At 29.7% G+C, this 20,631-nt stretch carries 14 protein-coding genes and 1 other annotated feature; of the genes, 13 read left to right on the top strand and 1 reads right to left on the bottom strand.

Annotation, left to right across the window (positions count from 1 at the left end; genetic code table 11):
* The first annotated feature begins 28 nt into the window (after positions 1-28).
* From ACWW38_RS06945 to ACWW38_RS06900, 10 genes are all read left to right on the top strand, one after another.
* Entirely contained in the window at positions 29-490 is a 462-nt protein-coding gene (locus ACWW38_RS06945) for a pyridoxamine 5'-phosphate oxidase family protein (protein WP_456260060.1), read from the top strand.
* A 72-nt stretch (positions 491-562) separates the two neighbouring features.
* Complete coding sequence (locus ACWW38_RS06940) at positions 563-1,918, top strand: DUF3696 domain-containing protein (protein ID WP_456260059.1); 1,356 nt, start codon at positions 563-565, stop codon at positions 1,916-1,918.
* A gap of 13 nt (positions 1,919-1,931) precedes the next feature.
* Positions 1,932-2,816: a hypothetical protein gene (locus ACWW38_RS06935; protein WP_456260058.1), complete on the top strand. Its 885-nt coding sequence runs from the start codon at positions 1,932-1,934 to the stop codon at positions 2,814-2,816.
* 90 nt (positions 2,817-2,906) lie between these two features.
* A complete protein-coding gene (locus ACWW38_RS06930) occupies positions 2,907-3,086 on the top strand; it encodes a hypothetical protein (protein WP_456260057.1) in 180 nt (59 codons plus the stop codon).
* 216 nt (positions 3,087-3,302) lie between these two features.
* Positions 3,303-3,575, top strand: a complete 273-nt coding sequence (locus tag ACWW38_RS06925) for an STAS-like domain-containing protein (protein ID WP_456260056.1) — start codon at positions 3,303-3,305, stop codon at positions 3,573-3,575.
* Positions 3,576-3,788: 213 nt separating this feature from the next.
* Positions 3,789-5,135 (top strand): sigma-54 interaction domain-containing protein, encoded by a 1,347-nt coding sequence (locus ACWW38_RS06920; protein ID WP_456260055.1) that lies wholly within the window; start codon positions 3,789-3,791, stop codon positions 5,133-5,135.
* Between the two features lie 219 nt (positions 5,136-5,354).
* A complete protein-coding gene (ltaE, locus tag ACWW38_RS06915; protein WP_456260054.1) occupies positions 5,355-6,389 on the top strand; it encodes a low-specificity L-threonine aldolase in 1,035 nt (344 codons plus the stop codon).
* Between the two features lie 62 nt (positions 6,390-6,451).
* Positions 6,452-6,728, top strand: a binding site (T-box leader).
* 153 nt (positions 6,729-6,881) lie between these two features.
* Positions 6,882-8,345, top strand: coding sequence for a sodium-dependent transporter (locus ACWW38_RS06910; protein WP_456260053.1), 1,464 nt, complete (start codon positions 6,882-6,884; stop codon positions 8,343-8,345).
* A 173-nt stretch (positions 8,346-8,518) separates the two neighbouring features.
* Positions 8,519-9,733 (top strand): exonuclease SbcCD subunit D, encoded by a 1,215-nt coding sequence (locus ACWW38_RS06905; protein ID WP_456260052.1) that lies wholly within the window; start codon positions 8,519-8,521, stop codon positions 9,731-9,733.
* Entirely contained in the window at positions 9,723-13,253 is a 3,531-nt protein-coding gene (locus ACWW38_RS06900; protein ID WP_456260051.1) for an AAA family ATPase, read from the top strand. Before ACWW38_RS06905 ends, ACWW38_RS06900 begins: the two co-directional genes overlap by 11 nt.
* 26 nt (positions 13,254-13,279) lie before the next feature.
* On the opposite strand, the gene ACWW38_RS06895 is transcribed toward ACWW38_RS06900, so the two are convergent.
* A complete protein-coding gene (locus tag ACWW38_RS06895; RefSeq protein WP_456260050.1) occupies positions 13,280-14,779 on the bottom strand; it encodes an FAD-dependent oxidoreductase in 1,500 nt (499 codons plus the stop codon).
* Positions 14,780-15,170: 391 nt separating this feature from the next.
* On the opposite strand from ACWW38_RS06895, the gene ACWW38_RS06890 reads away from it, so the two are divergent.
* The 3 genes from ACWW38_RS06890 to ACWW38_RS06880 all read left to right on the top strand — a co-directional run bounded on the left by ACWW38_RS06890 (position 15,171) and on the right by ACWW38_RS06880 (position 19,919).
* On the top strand, positions 15,171-16,904 hold the full coding sequence (locus ACWW38_RS06890; protein ID WP_456260049.1) for an ABC transporter ATP-binding protein: 1,734 nt from the start codon (positions 15,171-15,173) through the stop codon (positions 16,902-16,904).
* A 214-nt stretch (positions 16,905-17,118) separates the two neighbouring features.
* The gene (locus tag ACWW38_RS06885) at positions 17,119-18,786 is read left to right on the top strand and encodes a PQQ-binding-like beta-propeller repeat protein (RefSeq protein ID WP_456260048.1); all 1,668 of its coding nucleotides are present in this window, start codon (positions 17,119-17,121) and stop codon (positions 18,784-18,786) included.
* Positions 18,787-18,869: 83 nt separating this feature from the next.
* Positions 18,870-19,919, top strand: a complete 1,050-nt coding sequence (locus ACWW38_RS06880; protein WP_456260047.1) for a hypothetical protein — start codon at positions 18,870-18,872, stop codon at positions 19,917-19,919.
* Positions 19,920-20,631 lie beyond the last annotated feature (712 nt).

The raw sequence follows: 20,631 nt of genomic DNA, 5'->3' as shown, positions 1-20,631 counted from the left end.
TTATAAATAGAATAGGGGGAATATTGATATGAAATCTATGAGAAGATCAGATAGAAAAATGGATGAAAAAGAGGCATTAGAATTACTTAGAAGAGGTGAATATGGTATATTATGTACTTGTGGAAGTGATAATCAACCTTATGGAGTACCTTTAAGTTATGTAGTTATAGAAGATAGTATTTATTTTCATTGTGCAGAGGAAGGAAGTAAATTAGATAATATTACAGAAAATAGTAAAGTGTCATTTACTGTAGTTGGTAGTACAAGGCTACTGCCTGAAAAATTCAGTACTGCTTATGAAAGTGTTATTGTAATTGGAAATGCATTTTCTGTATCAGAAGAAGAGAAACATGATCCACTAATGGAACTTATATATAAATATAGTCCAGATTTTTTAGAAGAGGGAAGAGCATATGTAGAGAGGGCGAAAAGTAAAACTAAAATAGTTGGAATAAAAATAGAAAGCATTACGGGAAAACATAGAGTATAAGCAAATTAGAATAAGCTAATATTAACATAGTGAAGTGTTAATATTAGCTTTTTTACTTAATGGAGGATAAAAATGATTAAGTCCATAGAGTTAGAAAATTTTAAGGCTTTTAAGAACTCGGGAAAAGTAAATTTGAAAAAAATAAATATTTTTGTTGGACCAAATAGCGGAGGAAAGTCCAGTTTTATTAAAGGAATTCTTACATTAAAAAATACTATGGATAGTAAATACAGTGACTCTGTTATAGATATGAATAATCAAATAGGAGATTATACAAGCATGGTATATAATCATAACACTAATAATAGTATAGGCTTTTCTTTTGAGTTTAATGAGGAAGAAAATAAGAGAAACAATTCAAATATAGATTATATATTATTTAGAATAGCTGATGTAATAAGCAAAAAAAGTTCTTTAGACATAAAAGATGTTTTAGATAAATTAGTTAAAGAAAATGAAAATTACCTAATTAATAAAATTAAATTTTATTTTAAGAAAAATTTTGATGAAAGAATAGTTGTAAGCAAATTTAGTGTAGATTATAAAAATAACAAAAGTTTAGAGCTGATACTAGAGGAAGATGAATATTTTATAAGGATAGGTGAGATTTTAATAAAGATTCCCGGATTAATTATTCCAGAAAAATTTTATTTTAGGATAAATGAAGAGTATCTAATAGAAGCAGAGATAGATGAACTCAGATATATATCTATAATTTATAGTACTTTTGAATCAATAAAAAATAAATTAAAAAAATTTACAGATAGCATAATACATATAGAACCGTTTAGAGATAAACCTGAAAGAGTTGAATATATAACTAGATTGAGTTCTTTAAATACAGTAGGAAGTACAGGAGGAAATATTATATCCACTTTAATTAATTCAGTGGATGATGTAAAAGATAAAATAAATTTTTGGCTGAAAGAATTCGATTTAGCTAAGAGTATAGAAATTAAATCCTTTGGAAATTCTACTTATTCTCTTCTAATAAAAGATAAACAAACAGGTATAATAAATAATTTATTAGATGTAGGAGTTGGAACATCACAAATTTTACCTATAATAATAAAGGCTTTAAATTCAAAAAATAATAGCACTTTAATTATTGAAGAACCAGAAGTACATATACATCCTAATGCTCAATCTAAGCTAGCAGATTTATTTGTACAATGCTCTAAAGATGGAAATAAGAAGTTTATTATTGAGACCCACAGTATATTTTTGATAACTCAAATTGAAATATTGGTAGCTCAAGGTAAAATAAGTGCTGATGATGTAGGAGTATATTATTTTCAACATAGCAATGAAGGAGCAACTGTAAAGGACATGAGATTGACTTCTAATGGGCAATTTGAAGAAGAATGGCCAAGTGGATTCTTCGACGTTAACTATAACTTAGGAAAGATGCTATTTAAATTTATGTAAATAGGTGAAAAATATGAGACTTGAGATCACTCTAGATAAAGAAATTATAAAAAATAAGTTTAATATAGATACGAAATATGATGTTCTAAGAAGTAGAATAAATAGACATACTTTAATAGTTAGTGAAGAACTTAAAGATATATGGGATAAAGATGCCGATGAAAATAATTATAGATTTGATTATAATGAATGGCTTATGTCCATAGTTAGAGAAAAAACCAAAATTAGAAAGGTAAAATTAATAGAGTTAGAAGGAAGCTGCAGTAATTTGCCTAAGGATAAAGAAATAGGTATAAAGACGGCTATGGCTTCTGAAGATAAACTGCTAGTTGGAGATTATACTAATGTTATAAAAAATATGTATAATAAGGTTAAGTTTGTGTCTGATGATATATTTATGAAAGAAGATAAACAAACTATAAAATTGAATGACATAGAAAGTGTAATACAAAGAAATAAAATTGATGAATTATTTAGTATATATGAAACTCCTATAAGAATTGAAGTAACTTATGGAAATGCAGAAATACTAGCTAAATACTTATCTAAGTTTTATAGTACAACTAATAATCTTATAATAAAGGATAAATATTTAAGTAATCCAGAGAATGAAAGAAATCTTAAAAAGTATGTATTAAAATATATAAACAAAGATAATTGTAAAATAAAGTTTATAACTTACTGGGATAAAAAAACAAAAGGATATATAGATAAAAAATTTAAAAATTATGAAGGTTTTAATAGTGAAGTGGTGTTATCTAAAAAGGATATGGCGCATAACTCTTATATAGAAACTGATGAATACATAATAGATTTAGGCTACAGGTTAAAAGTATTCGGTGGAGCAGAAAACGATGGAGAGACTGAGTATGAAATAGTTAACATAACTAAAAAGTAAAACATTACAATAATAAATTTTAATGATAGGGACATTATAAATAATGAAAGGTTGCCTATAGTTTTGATAAAAACATGGAGGTGTCCTGTTATGAATAATAAGTTATTAAATAATTTAGAAACACATGAAGCAAATAGAAAGAATTACAATAAAAAAGATTTTAAATCTACAGAAAAACAATTTGCTAAAAATCAAATAGTTCAAACTATAGAAAGCAGTGTTTATAATAAGAGTGGAATAGCAGCCAAGAATAAATATGAATGTAAATAAAAAGGACTGGTACACCAGTCCTTTTTATGTAGCACGTAAGAATTAATGATTCAATTTTCTGGTTTTTTATATTTTTTAAAATAATAAAATTTTTAAGAAAAAATCTTGTTAAATTATTGACAAAGTTTTTTATACGTGATATATTATAGTTACAAGGATAAATCCTGTAAGTAAACTAAATTTACACTATAAAAAATGTTTTAGGAGGTTGTGAAAATGAAGGAAATAATGGTTAAGGACATTTTAGGAGCTAATGTAAACCCGGAAGATGCAATAATCTTAAGAGAGATGATAGATAATTGTTTAGAAAGCGATGTAGTTCTAGACTTTAAAGAAGTAAAGAAAATTTCTGGAGCATTTTTCGCAACACTATTAACAGAACTTATGTGTAAAAAAGGAAGAAATTATGTTTCAGAACGTTTAAAAGTTAAAAATTTAACTAACTTAAAAGAATTTAACAGAGTTTTACTAGGAACGTCTTGTTGTTAATTATTGCCCACATTAATATTTTTAACATAAATTCCAAAATAAAAGTACATTCGATTAATACTGATCGAGTGTACTTTTATTTTGGAATCAAACTTGTAAAATTATTATTAAAAATAAAAAATAATCAGTTTATTTAAGCTGCTTCTATTTTACAATCAGAATATATATGAGATAATAATGACAATGCCATTTTAAAAGAAGGTGTAAATTGTTATGGAAAAAGAATTATTAAAAGCGTTATTTGATAGTACATCAGAAGGAATTTTTGTAACAGATAACAATTTGAAGATAGTTAATTGTAATAACATGGCTTTAATGATATTAGGATTTACACATAAAGAAATGATAGATAAAGACATTAAGATGATATTTACTAATGAAGAGTTATTGGACAAATGTTTAGAATTTGGTAAAACCTTTAGAAATGAAGACTGTACGTTTAATGGCCTTAATAACAAAGTTAGATGTGTTGCTAATATTGTTCCAATAGGAGATAAAATCAAAGTTGATGGAATTATAATTGCGTTTAGAGATACGAGACATATTCATAAGGTTGTAAATAATGTGGTTGGATACAATGCTACGTATACTTTTAATGACATTATAACGAAAAATCAGAATATGAAGAAAATAATCCAATATTCCAAGAAAGCTGCTAATGCAGATTGTAATATTCTTTTAGAGGGAAGCAGTGGAACTGGAAAGGAAATGTTTGCACAGGCTATTCATAATTATAGCAAAAGAGCAAAAGGTTCCTTTGTGGCAGTAAATTGTGCAGCAATACCTAGAGAACTGGTGGAAAGTGAACTGTTTGGATATGAGAAAGGTGCTTTTACTGGAGCAAATAAGGGAGGTTATCCGGGAAAGTTTGAACTTGCTGATGGAGGAACTATATTTTTAGATGAAATAGGTGAGCTTCCATTGGATATACAATCAAAGTTATTAAGGGTTTTAGATAATCATAAAATAGTTAGAGTTGGATCTACCTATGAAAAAAGAATAGATGTAAGAGTTATAGCTGCTACAAATAAAAGCTTAATTGATGAAGTAGAAGAAAAAAACTTTAGGTATGATCTTTATTATAGACTAAATGTAATAGGCATAAAATTAATAGATCTTAAGAATAGAATTGAAGATATAGAACCCCTAGTAAAAAGTTTTATAGAAAAGCTGAACAATCAAAATATAGGCAACGTTAAGTGCATAGATAATGATTTAATAGAAGAGTTCAAAAATTATAAGTGGTATGGAAATGTAAGAGAACTTAGAAATTCAATAGAAAAGGCCTATTATTTATGCGATGGTGATAGAATAACTAAAAAGTTTGTCCTTAATATGATAAAGGATAAACCTAAAATATTAGATGGAACAACAAAAGAAACAAATAAGCTAGAGTTAAAGAAGGAAGAGGTAGTACCTTTAAAAATAGTTGAGGAACGAAGTATAAGAAATGCACTAACTTATTGTAATGGCAATGCAGAGGATGCGGCAAAAGCTTTAGGGATAAGTAGAGCTACTATATATAGAAAGATAATTAAATATGACATAAAGGTAGATTAATAACATATTTAAGAACTAATAAATAGCTAATTTTAATATCAAAAGGACAAGTATATTTATAAAGAGGATTCTTTGCTTCGGATGGAGCTTTTTTCTCCAACTGAAGCTTAGAAGTCCTTATCTAGGGACGTAGCAGCCGTTATCTCCCACTTTAGAAGTGGGAGTATTACGGATGGTAGTCATCAGACAAAAGTTAATAAATAGTTAAGGGGGATTATTATGAGATATATAGACTTAAGAAGTGACACAGTAACTGAACCAACTAAAGAAATGAGAGATGCTATGTATAATGCTATAGTTGGAGATGATGTTTATGGTGACGATCCAACTATGGTAGAATTAGAGAAGTATGCTGCAAGATTAGTTGGTAAAGAGGCTGCTTTATTTGTTCCAAGTGGAACTTTTGGAAATCAGCTTTCACTTTTTACTCATTGTAAAAGAGGTAATGAAGTAATATTAGGGGATGATTGCCACATAGTAATGCATGAAGTTGGAGCTGCATCAGTTATAGCTGGAGTACAATTGAGAACTTTATTAAGTAACAAAGGTGAGATTGATCCAACTGAAGTTGAAAAAAGAATAAGAAAAGAAGATGAGGATTTGCATTACCCGGGAACTGGACTAATATGTGTTGAAAATGCTCATTCTAATGGAAGAGTTATATCACTTGAAAATATGAAAGAAATATATTCTGTAGCACAGAGAAATAATGTTCCTGTACATCTTGATGGAGCAAGACTTTTCAATGCTGCAGCATATTTAGAAGTTGAACCTTCAGAAATAACTCAGTATTGTGATTCTGTTATGTTTTGCTTATCAAAGGGATTATGTGCACCAGTAGGCTCAATACTTGCTGGAAGTAAGGAATTTATTGATAGAGCAAGAAAGAAGAGGAAATTAATGGGGGGAGGACTTCGTCAAGCTGGTATTTTAGCAGCAGCAGGTCTTATAGCACTAAGAGATATGAGAGAAGGCTTAAAAGAAGATCACAAAAATGCCCTATTATTAGGAGAAGAACTATCAAAAATAGATGGAATACAAGTAAGACAGGAAGACATACACATCAATATGGTATTTTTCAGTATGAAAGATACTGGATGCAGCAGCGAAAAGTTAGTAAGTGGATTATATGAAAAAGGAATCAAGATAAATGGGGAAGAAAATGGTGAAGTTAGATTTGTAACAAACCACTGGGTTACCAAAGAAGATGTTATACATGTTGTTAATTGTGTCAAAAATATAGTAAAGTTTTAATATTTAAGTGTTGACAATTATAGACAAGGTTTATATAATAAATATAAATTAATATTCCGTTTCGAAAAGCTAAGACGGAGAGAAAGATACTTGGATTTTAACTACAGAGAGCCAATATTTGCTGAGAATTGGTGTTAAGTAAGGTATATAATGATCACTCCCGAGCTGCCAAGTTGAAAGATTTTTTCAAGTAAACGAGGACGGTTGTCACCGATATATGGCTATTGGTTAAAGTAAATTTTAATCCAGATTAAAATTACTCGACCTGAATTAATGAGGCATTTTTATTTAAAATGCAAAATAGGGTGGTACCACGAATAATAATCTTTCGTCCCTATGAATGAAAATTCATAGGAGCGGAAGATTTTTTTATTTTACTAAACATTATTTTAAGGGGGACAGTGAATTATATAGTATTAGCTGAACATTCAAAAACTTTGGAATGTTAGGGAAAGGATTAAATTATTTATTAAAGTAAAAGGGGGACTAAACTTGAAAAGGGATAATTTTGGAACAAGACTTGGACTTTTAGCAGCAGCAGCAGGATCAGCTGTAGGATTGGGGAATATATGGAAGTTTCCTTATATAACAGGTAAAAATGGGGGAGCAGCTTTTATATTAGTTTATCTGTTATGTATTACTTTAATAGGAATACCAGTAATGCTATCAGAATTTGCCTTAGGTAGAAAAACTCAAGCAAATGCAGTAGAGGCATTTAAAAAAGTCGAACCTAAGAAAAAGTGGCATTTAGCGGGTGTATTATCAGTTTCCACTGCATTTATAATATTATCTTATTATGCCATAATAGCAGGATGGATATTTAATTATATAACTAAATCAATGACAGGAAAGTTATCAAATGTAGAACCAAGTGCATTAGGGGATTACTTTGGAGGAATTATTTCAAAGACAGGGGAACCATTATTTTTTAATTTCTTAGTAATTGGCCTAACAACTATTGTTGTAATCGCAGGGGTAAAAGAAGGTGTAGAAAAGTATAGTAAAATACTAATGCCAATACTATTTCTATTACTAGTTGTATTAATGGTTAGATCTTTAACTTTAGATGGTGCATCAAAGGGATTAGAATTTCTATTTAAGCCTGACTTTTCACAATTGACTACAGCTGGAGTTTTAGAAGCACTTGGACATTCGTTTTATTCTCTTAGTTTAGGTATGGGTATAATTATGACATATGGAAGCTACATTAAAAAGGAAGAGAATCTAGTATCTTTGGCTTTCCAAGTAACAATTTTAGATACACTTGTTGCGTTAATGGCTGGAATAGTTATATTCCCGGCAGTATTTGCATACGGATTAGAGCCTAACCAAGGACCAGCATTAATTTTTGTAACTTTACCAGCAGTGTTTAAAGCTATGCCTTTTGGAGCGTTCTTTGAGACCTTATTCTTTGTTTTAATAGCTATAGCAGCAATAACATCCACAATATCACTTTTAGAAGTAGTTGTTGCATTTTTTACAGAAAAATTTAACGTGGAAAGAAAGAGAGCAACTATACTTATATCTATAGCTGTATTTATAGTAGGTATACCAAGTACACTATCCTTTGGAGCATGGAGCAATGTAAAGATATTTGGAAAGAGTATATTTGATTCCTTCGATTTCTTAACATCTAACATATTTTTGCCTATGGGAGGAATATTAGTTTGTGTATTTGTAGGATGGGTATGGGGTACTAAAAATGCAGCTAGAGAAATCTCTAGCGATGGTACATACTCTTTTAAATTGTGCAAGGTATATAGTTTTATAGTAAAAGTTCTAGCTCCAGTGGCTATAGGAATAATATTCTTATACTTCACCGGTATAATGAGTAAATTAGCTAGGGTAGGTTCTATTTTACCTAGCATAGCTCTAGCTGTACTTGGACTATTAACCTTTATCCTTGTAATATTCTTCTTTAAAACAGAAAGATCTGGCTTTTCTGATGAAGCGTAAATAAGATTCCTGGTTTTAGCTGGTAGCAATCAGATAAATTGGCTTTTAAGCTGTTGATAAATTTACTTTATCAACAGCTTTTTTTAGCTATCTTCCAAGGAAAAACTATGTATTTAAAGGCAGAAAAATGGTAAACTTTAAAGAAGAAATAAAATATACGGGGTGGTGGGAGTATGAAAATACTACATACTGCAGATTGGCACTTAGGAAAAACTTTAGAAGGAGCTAGCAGAATAGAAGAACAGGAAAAGTTTATTGAAGATTTTATCCACACTGTGGAAGAAAAAAATATAGATATGGTGATTATTTCAGGGGATGTTTATGATAATAGCAATCCACCTGCTAGAGCAGAAAGGTTATTTTATAAAGCATTAAGAAAAATATGTGATAATGGTAAAAGAGCTGTCCTAGTAATAGCCGGTAATCATGATAATCCAGATAGACTATCAGCAGCAAGTCCTATAGCCTATGAGCAAGGAGTAATTCTATTAGGGAAACCTAAAAGCAGTGCTCAATTAGGAAGTTGTGGGGAACACAAAATTTTAGATGCTGGAGAAGGATATATTGAAATAGAGATTAATGGGGAAAAGGCAGTTGTTATAACCATTCCTTATCCAAGTGAAAAGAGATTAAATGAGGTTCTATCCGAAAGTATTGAAGAAGAGGAAAGACAGAAGAATTATTCTGATAGGGTAAAAGAACTATTTGATAAACTCTCAGAAAAGTATAGAGATGATACTATAAATTTAGCTGTTTCACATTTGTTTATATTGGGAGGAGAGGAGTCGGATTCTGAAAGGCAAATCCAGTTAGGAGGAAGTCTTGCTGTAAGTGCAAGCGCACTACCAGAAAAAGCTCAGTATATAGCATTAGGACATTTACATAGACCACAATGGGTAAAAGCAAAAACTAAATGTGCTTATGCAGGTTCACCTATTCAATATAGTAAGAGTGAAGTAGGATATACAAAGAGTTGTTATATTATAGATGCTAAAGCAGGTGAAGAAGTTAAAGTAGAGACAGTACCCTTTAAAAATTATAAACCTATTGAAGTTTGGAAATGCGAGAATGTAGAAGAAGCAATAAAAAAATGTGAAGAAAATAGTGATAGAGAAGTATGGGTTTATTTAGAGATAAAGACAGACAAATATATAACACAAGAAGATATAAAAACAATGAAGAACTTAAAAAAAGATATCTTGGAAATTAGACCTAAGATTATTGGACAAGATGCTATAGAAGAGGAATTTTATAATATTAAAGAAAAGAGCATAGGGGAACTGTTTAAGGAATTTTATACTATACAGAGGATGGTAGAACCTGCTGAAGAGATTATGGATTTATTTCTAAGAATAGTAGGACAGGAGGAAGAAGAAGATGAAGCCTAAAGTATTAAAAATTTCTGGTTTGAATAGTTTTGAAGAAGAACAAACTATATATTTTGATAAACTAACTGAAAAGGGCTTATTTGGTATTTTCGGACCAACTGGAAGTGGAAAATCTACTATTTTAGATGCTATAACCATTGCTCTTTATGGGAAAATAACGAGAACTAATAAGGGATACATAAATACTACAACTAAAAATCTTATAGTTAGTTATGAATTTGAAATCGGTATTGGATCTGAAAGAAAAACTTATAGAGCTGAAAGAAATATAAAGATAAATAAAAATGGAGGATATAATACAAAATATGCAAGATTAATAGAAAGAGGAGAGGAAGGGGAAATTGTATTAGCTGAAGGGCCTAGTGAACTCCAAAGCGAAATTGAAAAGATAATAGGTCTTACTGCTGACGATTTTACACGTTCTGTAGTACTGCCACAGGGAAAGTTTAGTGAATTTTTAAAGTTAACAGGAAAAGACAAAAGAGATATGCTGGAGAGAATATTTGCATTAGAGAAGTTTGGGAAAGAATTAGGTGACAAAATTAAAAAAGTTAGAAACAAGCACTTAAAAGAAGAAAATATATTGTGCGGAGAATTAAAAAAATATGATGGTTTAACTGAGGATAGTTTTAAAGAAAAAGAGAGTCAATTAGATTCATTATTAAAGGAAGAAAAGATAATAACTGAAGAGAAGAATAAGTTAGATTCAGATTACGAAAAGTACAAAGATATATGGCAGCTTCAAAAAGAGCTTAATGAATATAAAAATAAAGAATATAAATTAAAAAATAGATTAGAAGAGATAAATATAAAGCAGGAGAGATTAGAAAATGCTCAAAAAGCATTGAAAGTTAAACCTTTTATTGACGAGATAGAAGATACTAAAAGAGCTGTAGAAGCTAATGAAAAAGAGCTAGAGCATATAGTAACTAAATTAAAGGAAGTTGAATATACACTAGAAAAAACTGATAGAGACTATAATGAAATATTAGAAAAAAAAGAAGAATTAATACCAAGCTTAATTAAGAAGGAAGCAAACATTATTCAAGCTATAGAAATTGATAAAAAAGTAAGTATACTTCAACAAGAGCGGAAGAAACTAAGGTTGGAATACGCAAGGATAAATAGTGAAAAAGTCATTCTTGAAAAGAAGATAAAAGATATAATTTGCAATAAAGAAGAAAGTGTAAAGAAAATATTATCTATAGAAGAAAGATTAAATAGTATAAAAGTAGATCCTGAATACAGGGAAAAAGTCCAGGCAGCATTAGAAATTGAAAATGAGTACAAGCAAAGCAAAGTTAGGAAAGATGATTTAGAAGCTAAAATTAATACAAAAAGATGTAATTTGGATAAATATACAAAAGAATATAATGAAATATTAGAAGCTCAAAAAGTACAAGATAACCTAGTTATAGAATTGGAAAAGGAAATGGAAGAGCTATTAAAAGATAATCCAGGTGATAATTCTAAACTTTTAGAAAAAGCTGAAAAAGTTAATAGCTATAGAGAAAAATTTGAAAGTGCATTAAAGGATGATGAGAAAAGAAAAGAGTTAATAAATAAACTAGATGCAGTTGAAAAGGATATAAAACCTGTAGAGCTCAAACTAGAAGAAGCTAAAGAAAGTTTAGTTGAAAATAAGGAAAGTTTGGAAAAGATATCAGAAGAAATAGATCACATTAATAAAAAAAACCTAGCAAGTATTCTAGGAGCAGAATTAGAGGAAGGAAAGCCTTGTCCTGTGTGCGGTTCTCTTCATCATATAAGTCCTGTAAAAGCATTAGATAAAAAAGAGCTGGAGAGCAGGGAAAAAGAAAAAAAGAAATTAGAAAAGTTGATAGAAGAGATTAATACTTACATAAGTAAAGTTTCTCTAACTATAGTAAGTTTTCAAAAAGAAAGAGAACATATATTAAAAGAATTAGAATCAATACAAATAAAACTTAAAGATATAATTATTGAAGAGTTAAAGGCTAATAAGGAAAATATAGAAAATGAATTTGTATTTATGAAAGATAAAGTTCAAAAATATGTAGAAAAGAAAGATGAGATTACTAAAGAGATTACTCTTCAGAAGGATAAAAAATCAAAGATTGATATGAAAGAAGCTAAGATAGGGGAGATAATGAGAAGTGAAAAAAACTTATTAAATGACTTAAATGAAGAGTTTATAAAAGAAAATAATAAGTTTAATAAGATAAAAGATGAATACCTGTTATCAAAAAAACAGCTTCAATTAGATGATATTCCCCTTAGGATGAAGGAAATAAAAAATTATGAAGTAGAGAGTATAAGTCTTCAAAAGGTGGAAAAAGACTTAAGAGATATTATAGAAAAGGAAGAGAAGTCTAAAGAAATACTGTCTATTCAGGAAAGAGAATTAGACATTGAATTAGGTAAAATAGTTCAAAGCGGCAAAGAGAAGGCTGAAATTATAGAAAGAGAAGAAGAGGAACTTAAAAAACTTTCAGAGGGACAAAATCCACAGGAATATCTAGAAGTTATCAGAAAAGAAATAATCAATATAAACGAAAAAGCCGAAAGATTAAAAAATAATCTGGAAAAAGAAAAAAATAATAGGCAGCAAATATATGATAAAAAGTTAAGTTTAGAAGAAGCAAAAAAAATTCTTCAAAAACGTTTTGAAGAGCAAAACAATAAGTGTATAAGTTCATTGAAAGAGAATGATTTTACTGATATAGAGGATGTTTTAAAGGTAATATTGGATGAAAAGAGTATAAGTGAGATTCAGCAAGAAATTAACATATTCAATGATGAGTTCAAAAATATAATGAATAATATTAGCAGAATAGAAGAAAAATTGAATGGTGAATTCATAGAAGAAGAAAAATGGGAACAATTAAAGAAAGATAGATTGGAAAAGCAAGAAATATTAAAGTTTAAAATACAGGAAATTGCAGCACTACAAAAGACTATTGATGATCTTAAACAGGATATGAAAGAACTAAAGGAACTTAGAAAAAAAGAGCAGGAACTTCAGCATAAGCTAAGTCTTTTAAATGACCTAGGTAAGCTAGTAGAAGGAAATAAATTTGTAGAATTTGCTGCTATGAATCAATTAAAATATATTGCTAGAGAAGCATCAAGAAGATTAAAAGATATAACTAAAGAAAGGTATGCTTTAGAAATTGACAGTGATGGAAACTTTATTATAAGAGATGACTTTAATGGTGGAGATATAAGGGAAACTACTACTTTATCGGGAGGTGAAACCTTCCTAGCTTCATTATCTCTTGCACTGGCATTATCTTCTCAAGTTCAGCTAAAGGGAAGTGCTCCCCTTGAATTCTTCTTTTTAGATGAAGGTTTTGGTACTTTAGATACTGAACTATTAGATACTGTAATGAATTCACTAGAAAGACTTCATAGTTCTAAATTATCAGTAGGAATAATAAGTCATGTAGAAGAACTTAAAAATAGGGTTCCTGTGAAACTGGTAGTAAGTTCTTCAAAACAAGGAGAAGGAGGAAGTAAAGTAAAATTAGAATATAGTTAAAAAAAGCTGGATGATCCAGCTTTTTATTATTTTAGTATAGATTTTTTTGCAATATCAAAAGTTATACTATTTTTAATAGCCTTTACAATATTTTGAGAGGAAGAGGTATCTCCTAAAATATATCCACCCACTAATAGCTCATCTTTAAAGAAAAGCTTTTGAAGGAATTTATTTTCACTATCTTTTATTTCTAAGTTTTTATAGGAAGGATTAATATCTCCACAGGAGAACATTTTTATATTCATTCCTTCATATATAGTTGAAGATACAAAGTCTTTGAATATAACACTTAACCCTAGAACATTACTTCCGGCAACTTTTCCCATTTCAATGGATGCAGGCCAATTTCCATAAACTCTACCGTTTAATTCGGCTATATCTCCACAAGCATATATATCTTTTATGTTAGTTTCCATTTTATCATTTACTATAATACCTTTATTTGCATTAATTTCAGTGTTATCTGCAATTTCCTTATTTGGCCTTATTCCAACAGAAAATAGCACTATTTCTGCTTTAATGACTTTGCCACTTTGAAGTTTTACTCCTTCTACAGAGCCTGAGCCCAATATTTCTTCTGTGGATTCTCCCAGTAATACATTAATCCCAGTAGCATCTACAAATTTTTTGAATATCTTAGCACCATCTTCATCTAATTGACGTGCAAGTAGAGAAGGCATAAACTCAACTACAGTAACATTTAATCCATTTTGCTTAAGTTCCCAAGCTGCCTCAAGGCCTAAAAGTCCTCCGCCTATTACTACTGCATCCTTAGCCTTTACCATAGCAGCTTTTATATTATCAGCATCTTTTATATCTTTTAAAGTAAATACGTTTGATTTTTCGATTCCTTTGACAGGCAGTATGAAGCTTTTGCTTCCATTAGCAAGAATTAATTTATCATAAAATATAGCTTGGCCATTGGATAATACAACGGTTTTATTAGATATGTTTATTTTACTAACTGTTTTACCAAGGAGTAGATGAATTTTATTATTTTCATACCAAGATTTATCTGAAATAAACATATTATCTTCAAGTTTTTCCATAGATAAGTAAGCTGATACTTGAGGTCTATAGTATGATAAATATTCTTCTGATGAGATTATAGTTATATTAGCTGCTTTACTTTTTTCTCTTATAGTTTTTGCCGCATAATAGCCAGCAGCACCATTTCCTATTATTACAATATTTTGCTCTATATCATTTATGAGACTTTCAGGAGCCTCTTCTGTTATTTCTACAAAACTTTCTCTACCAGCACCACATACAGGGCATGGAACAGGAGGTTCATCTCCTTCGAATTCTTCAAAACAAACTTCACATCTCCATCTTCTAGTCTTTTTACCTTCTTCTTTGCCATCAGAGATAGATTTATTATTTTTCTTTAAAGAATCTTCTCTATTTATTTCAACAAATTGGTCTCTATCGGCACCACATACAGGGCAAGGAACTGGTGGCTCATCTCCTTCAAACTCTTGAAAACAAATTTCACATCTCCATAGCTTTTTTGTATTAGATTCCATAATTTTGCCTCCTTGAAAACATCTTTACAAATTAGATAACATTTTTTATTAAAGGATAACAATACTCAACTAATTATAATATAATGCAAATAAGAGATAAAATCAATTACAAATACAAAATTTAGTTTTGCATACATATGATGTATGTATTAAAATAACTTTATATAAAGTTTTATCTGATGACTACCATCCGTAATACTCCCACTTCTAAAGTGGGAGATAACGGCTGTTACGTCTCTAGATAAGGGCTTCACCTAAAGGATAACGACTTCTAAGGAGTAAAACTCCTAAGAATTCTGTTAATAACCTTCAGTTGGAGAAAAAAACTCCATCTGAAGTAAAGAATCCTCTTTATAATATATAGTAAACATACTAGAAAGGACGGAAAATAATGTTTAAAAAGTTTATAAAATATTATAGGCCGCACATAAAATTATTTATGTTAGACATGGCGTGTGCATTTTTAGCAGCAGGGGCAGATTTGTTCTATCCTATGATATCTAGACGGATTATTGATGATGTTATACCTAATAGACAAATAGATATGTTGTACAAGCTGTCTTTGTTTTTAGTAATACTGTACTTACTAAAGTTGCTGTTTAATTATACAGTTGAATACTGGGGACACGTTGTAGGAGTTAGGATGCAGTATGATATGAGAAAAGAGGTTTTTTCTCATCTTCAGGAACTGCCATTTAGCTATTTTGATGACAATAAAACAGGACATATAATGTCTAGAATAGTGAATGATTTAATGGAAGTATCGGAGCTCGCACATCATGGTCCCGAAGATTTATTTATATCTTTTGTTATGATATTAGGATCTTTTGCAGCTTTATGTACTATTGATTGGAGACTTACTATTATAGTTTTTGCTTTTGTACCCATTATGTTTTGGTTTGCAATAAAGAAGAGAGTTAAAATGGGAAATGCCTTTAGAGAAGTAAGGAAAAAGGTTGCAAATGTAAATGCTCAGCTTGAAAATAGCATATCAGGAATAAGAGTTGCAAAATCTTTTACAAATGAAGAATATGAAATGGATAAATTTGATGAGGGGAATAATAAGTTTAGAGAATCAAGAGAATTTGCATATAAAGCTATGGCTGAATTTTTTTCGGGTATTCACTTTTTGATAGATATATTAAATGTAATTGTAATTTTAGCTGGTGGAATATTTACTTATAAAAATTTAATAACTCCAGGAGAATTAGTAGCATATCTCTTATATATAAATTTATTTATGCAGCCAGTTAGAAGACTAACATCTTTTATAGAACAGTATCAAACAGGAATGACTGGATTTGAAAGGTTTATTGAGATTATGGAAATAGAGCCAGATATAAAAGACAACGAAGGAGCTGAAGAACTCAAAAATATTAAAGGAGAGATAGAGTTTAATAATGTAACATTTAATTATGATGATAAGAAATCTATATTATCTAATATGGATCTTAAAGTTGAGGCTGGCAAGACTCTTGCATTAGTTGGACCTTCTGGAGGAGGCAAAACAACACTTTGTCATCTGATACCAAGATTCTATGAGGTTAATGAAGGAGATATATTTATAGATGGGAAGAGCATAAAAAATCTAACATTAAAATCTCTTAGAAAAAATATAGGAATGGTACAACAAGAAGTATTTTTGTTTACTGGAACTATAAAGGAAAATATACTATACGGAAACCCTGATGCAAAAGATGAAGAGGTAATAGAAGCTGCTAAAAATGCTAATATACATGAATTCATCATGAATCTTCCAGATGGATACGATACTTATGTTGGGGAAAGAGGTATAAAACTATCCGGAGGGCAAAAGCAAAGAATCTCTATAGCAAGGGTGTTCCTAAAGAATCCTCCAATTTTAATATTGGATGAAGCCACCTCTGCTCTAGATAATGCAACAGAAATTATAATTCAACAATCTCTTGAAAAGTTATCTAAGGACAGAACCACTATAGTTGTTGCACATAGATTATCAACTATAAAAAGTGCTGATGAAATAGTTGTATTAACAAGTAATGGAGTGGAGGAAAGAGGTTCCCATGAGGAGCTTTTAAATAATAACGGAATTTACTCTAAACTTTATAATGCACAATTTAAGGGATATATTCCAGATGAAATATAAGGCTAAGTTTTAAGAGATTGTTAATTCCGTATAATATCGAAAACAACCTTTAAAATAGCCTTAGCCTGATAATGGAAGAAGTATTTTACTCAAGATATGAGTGAAATACTTTTTTTATTTGGAACAATATGGTAAAATGGTGCTTATATGGAAAATAAATCCAAACAAGTATATATATTATCGTGTAAAGCTACACATCCAAAGGAGAATGGTTATGAAAAATAGAAAAAAAGCTAAAGTTATTATAGGATTTTCAATATTAAGCATAACAGCCTTAGCTGGGTGTATATATGGAAACTTTCATAATGGAATAGAAGTTATCGATAGTAATGAAACTAAAAGTTGTATAGGAATAATTGATTGGAATGTTAGTTCAACCAATGAAATTAGTGAGATAAATGAAGTAAATTTAGCACCAATACACATAAATAGTAAAAGTCCTGAAAACATTTCATGGAATTTGTTTAGCAACAATAAGCAAATAGAAAAATATAATTCAAATAAGTTTCCCATATTCTCTGAAAAATACTCCTTCATAGAAGGGGTTTTAACTTTTAGAGGAGATAATTTAAGAACTTCTCCAGCTTTTGGAAAAGCTGATATAAAAGATAAAAAATTAAAACAACAATGGTATATGGAAACTTCATCTAGTACCTGGGGAGGGGGAGCTGGTTGGACTGGGCAACCTTCTATTATTAGGTGGCCTGAAGATGTTAAAGCAATGATGAATATAAAACCTGAATATAAGGCAAAAAAGGATTTTGTAGAAGTAGTTTATGCATCCTTAGATGGTAATGTGTACTTTTTAGATCTATATACAGGTAAAAGAACTAGAGAACCAATTAAAGTATATAATCCTATTAAAGGAAGTGTAGCTCTAGATCCAAGAGGCTATCCTTTACTGTATGTTGGGCAAGGTATATCAGAGAAGGGTAAGATAGGATATAGAATATTTAACTTAATAAATGGGGAAGAGATGTACTTTATTAATGGTTTAGATTCTAAAGCATATAGACAATGGGGGGCTTTTGATAGTTCACCAATTATTGATAAAAATAAAGATATAATGATTTTATGCGGTGAAAATGGTCTGGTTTACAATATTAAATTAAATACAAAGTTTGATAAGGCTAATAAGAAGGTAAGCATAAATCCTGAAATTATAAAATATAGGTACAAGATATCAGGCAATGGTCATCAGGGGATTGAAAATTCAGTCTCAGCATATAGGAATCTTGCTTACTTTGCTGATAATGGAGGTAGTATTCAATGTTTAGATTTACAGAAAATGAAGCCGCTGTGGACATTTAATGGTGGAGACGATACGGATGCTACTATAACAATTGATATAAAAGATAATGTGCCATATATATACACTGCAAATGAGGTGGATAAGCAAGGAACTCGAGGAAAGGCATATTTACGTAAAATTAATGGCCTAAATGGAAAAGTAATTTTTGAAAAGCCTTATGAAGCTATGTCATTACTTGGAAATAGTCCAGTAAATGGAGGGGTTCTTGCAACTAATGTAATAGGAAAGAATACAATAAATGATTTAGTAATATTTAATGTAGCAAGATATAAAAAGTTTAATTCAGGGTTATTAGTGGCACTAAACAAGGAGACTGGAAAAGAAGTCTGGAAAATTGATATACCTAATTACTGCTGGTCATCTCCAGTAGATGTGTATGATCCAAGTGGAAAAGCTTATTTAATCCAAGGAGATTCAATAGGAAATCTATATTTAATTGAAGGAAAAACAGGTGTTGTTTTAGATACTATTAATTTGGGGTCAAATATAGAAAGTTCACCAGCAGTGTTTAATGACACACTTGTTTTGGCAACAAGAGGAGGAAAAGTATTTGGAGTTAAAATTAAGTAATTAATTACCTTTGTCATTTTCCCTACTTATACATATAATTTATAATATATGTATAAAGACATTTAATAAATAGGAGGGAAAATATGAAAAAATATAAGGGGATTTTAGCTGCAATTATATCTGGAGCTATGATATTTTCATTATCAGGGTGCGGCTCTAAGAAGAATGGATTGATTGAAGCGTTACAGAAGAATAATAATATTAATTCTTTTGCGTACAAAGCTAAAGCAGAAATAAAAGTTAACGGACAGGTTGATGAGAATTTAAAAGGTCTAGATAAATTTACATTAGAACTTGATGGGAAATCTTCCGTGGAAAAAAATAAGCTTTTTAAAACTAAGGCCAATATAAAATTAGGTGCAGCAGGAATAAGCACTGATACAGATATGATAGAAGAAATAGTTATGGATGGAGATAAAGTTAATCTAAAGATGTTTCTTAAGATTCCAGAAATATTAAAAATCCAAGCAGGTACCGCTTTACAAAATATTGATTATGTTTATGTTAATTCAGAGAGTTTAGAAAAAATGAATAAAGATATGAGTAAGGATGGTCAGCCTTCTAAAAATATGAATATAGAGGATGTTACTAAGAAGGCTGGAAATGTACAAGAATCTATTTTAAAATTTATAAAAGAATACACTGATGAAAATGGAAAAGGTGTTATAGAGGATTCTGGAAAACAAAAAGTTGTGGTAAATGGCACTGAAGAAGAGCTTCAGACTTATAAAATTAAAATAGACAATGAAGGTGTCAAGAAGCTGCTAAAGGCATATGTTAAGGATGAGAAAAGAGTTAAAGAAGTTGAAGCTTACTTAAAAGCTCTCAAAGTAGAAGGAACTAATAAAGAACAAACTCTAAATAAAGATGAATTAAACAAAAAGATAGATGAGATGAAAAATATATTTGGAAAAAATGGAGCTGTTTTAAATTTTGCAGTTAAAGATGGTTATGTGGTTCAGGAAAAGATGAACTTAGATCTTCTAATAGATAATGAATCAGTAAATATTGATTTAGCTTATGATATTTTTGATATCAACAAACCTGTAGATATTAAGATTCCTAATCCTTCTGAGATTAAAGCGGTAGATTTAGTGGATCTTGCACCTAAGGTTATTTCAGGTGTGAAGTAAATTAGTAATATAGGTAAAGCAATAAAAAATAGCGGCATGTAAGATTACTGAGCTAACGCATATATGTATCATTGAGAAACCTTAAGTACTACTAGTTATTCCTTCAAAGTTTCTTCAATTGATACATATATGCTAGCACGTAATCTTACATGCCTTAATTAGTTGCAATTAAAAAGTACTATTATAGTAAATATTATGAGGACTTCGAAAAGTAAAATGATAATTTTGCATGGCGTAGCCACACTGTAAAGTTACTAAGTAAGCATTATTGAGTACAACTTAATGAATTACTATAAATAAATGCGATAGCATGTTGATTAATGCTAACAGTTTCATTAATAGTTATACATACTTGATAATAATTTTATATATCTTAATCAATTATAATTAGAAAATACTAGTATAACTGCAACAGGCTTCGCTAAAACCCTGACACCCTCATCGGGTTAAGTCAGTTAATATAATACTTACACTAGTTATTAAATTAGCTATAGTCTAAATAATAATTACTATCACAGTTCTTAATATACGTTTTGTATAAGTAATAGCGGCCTTATTCTACCTTGTATAATGAACTCATAGTAAATTCATTATACTTTTCCTTTCTTAAAGATAATTTACTATAATAACATAAGACGCTGTGGATTAGTTTTTTTACCTATAGCTAGACTATTTAAATTAGGATATAACCACAGCTTTATGCTTATTTGTT

It is taken from the genome of Clostridium sp. JNZ J1-5 (assembly GCF_053901425.1).
The sequence above is the reverse complement of the archived record's forward strand: the minus strand, read 5'-3'. Positions and strand labels throughout refer to the sequence as shown.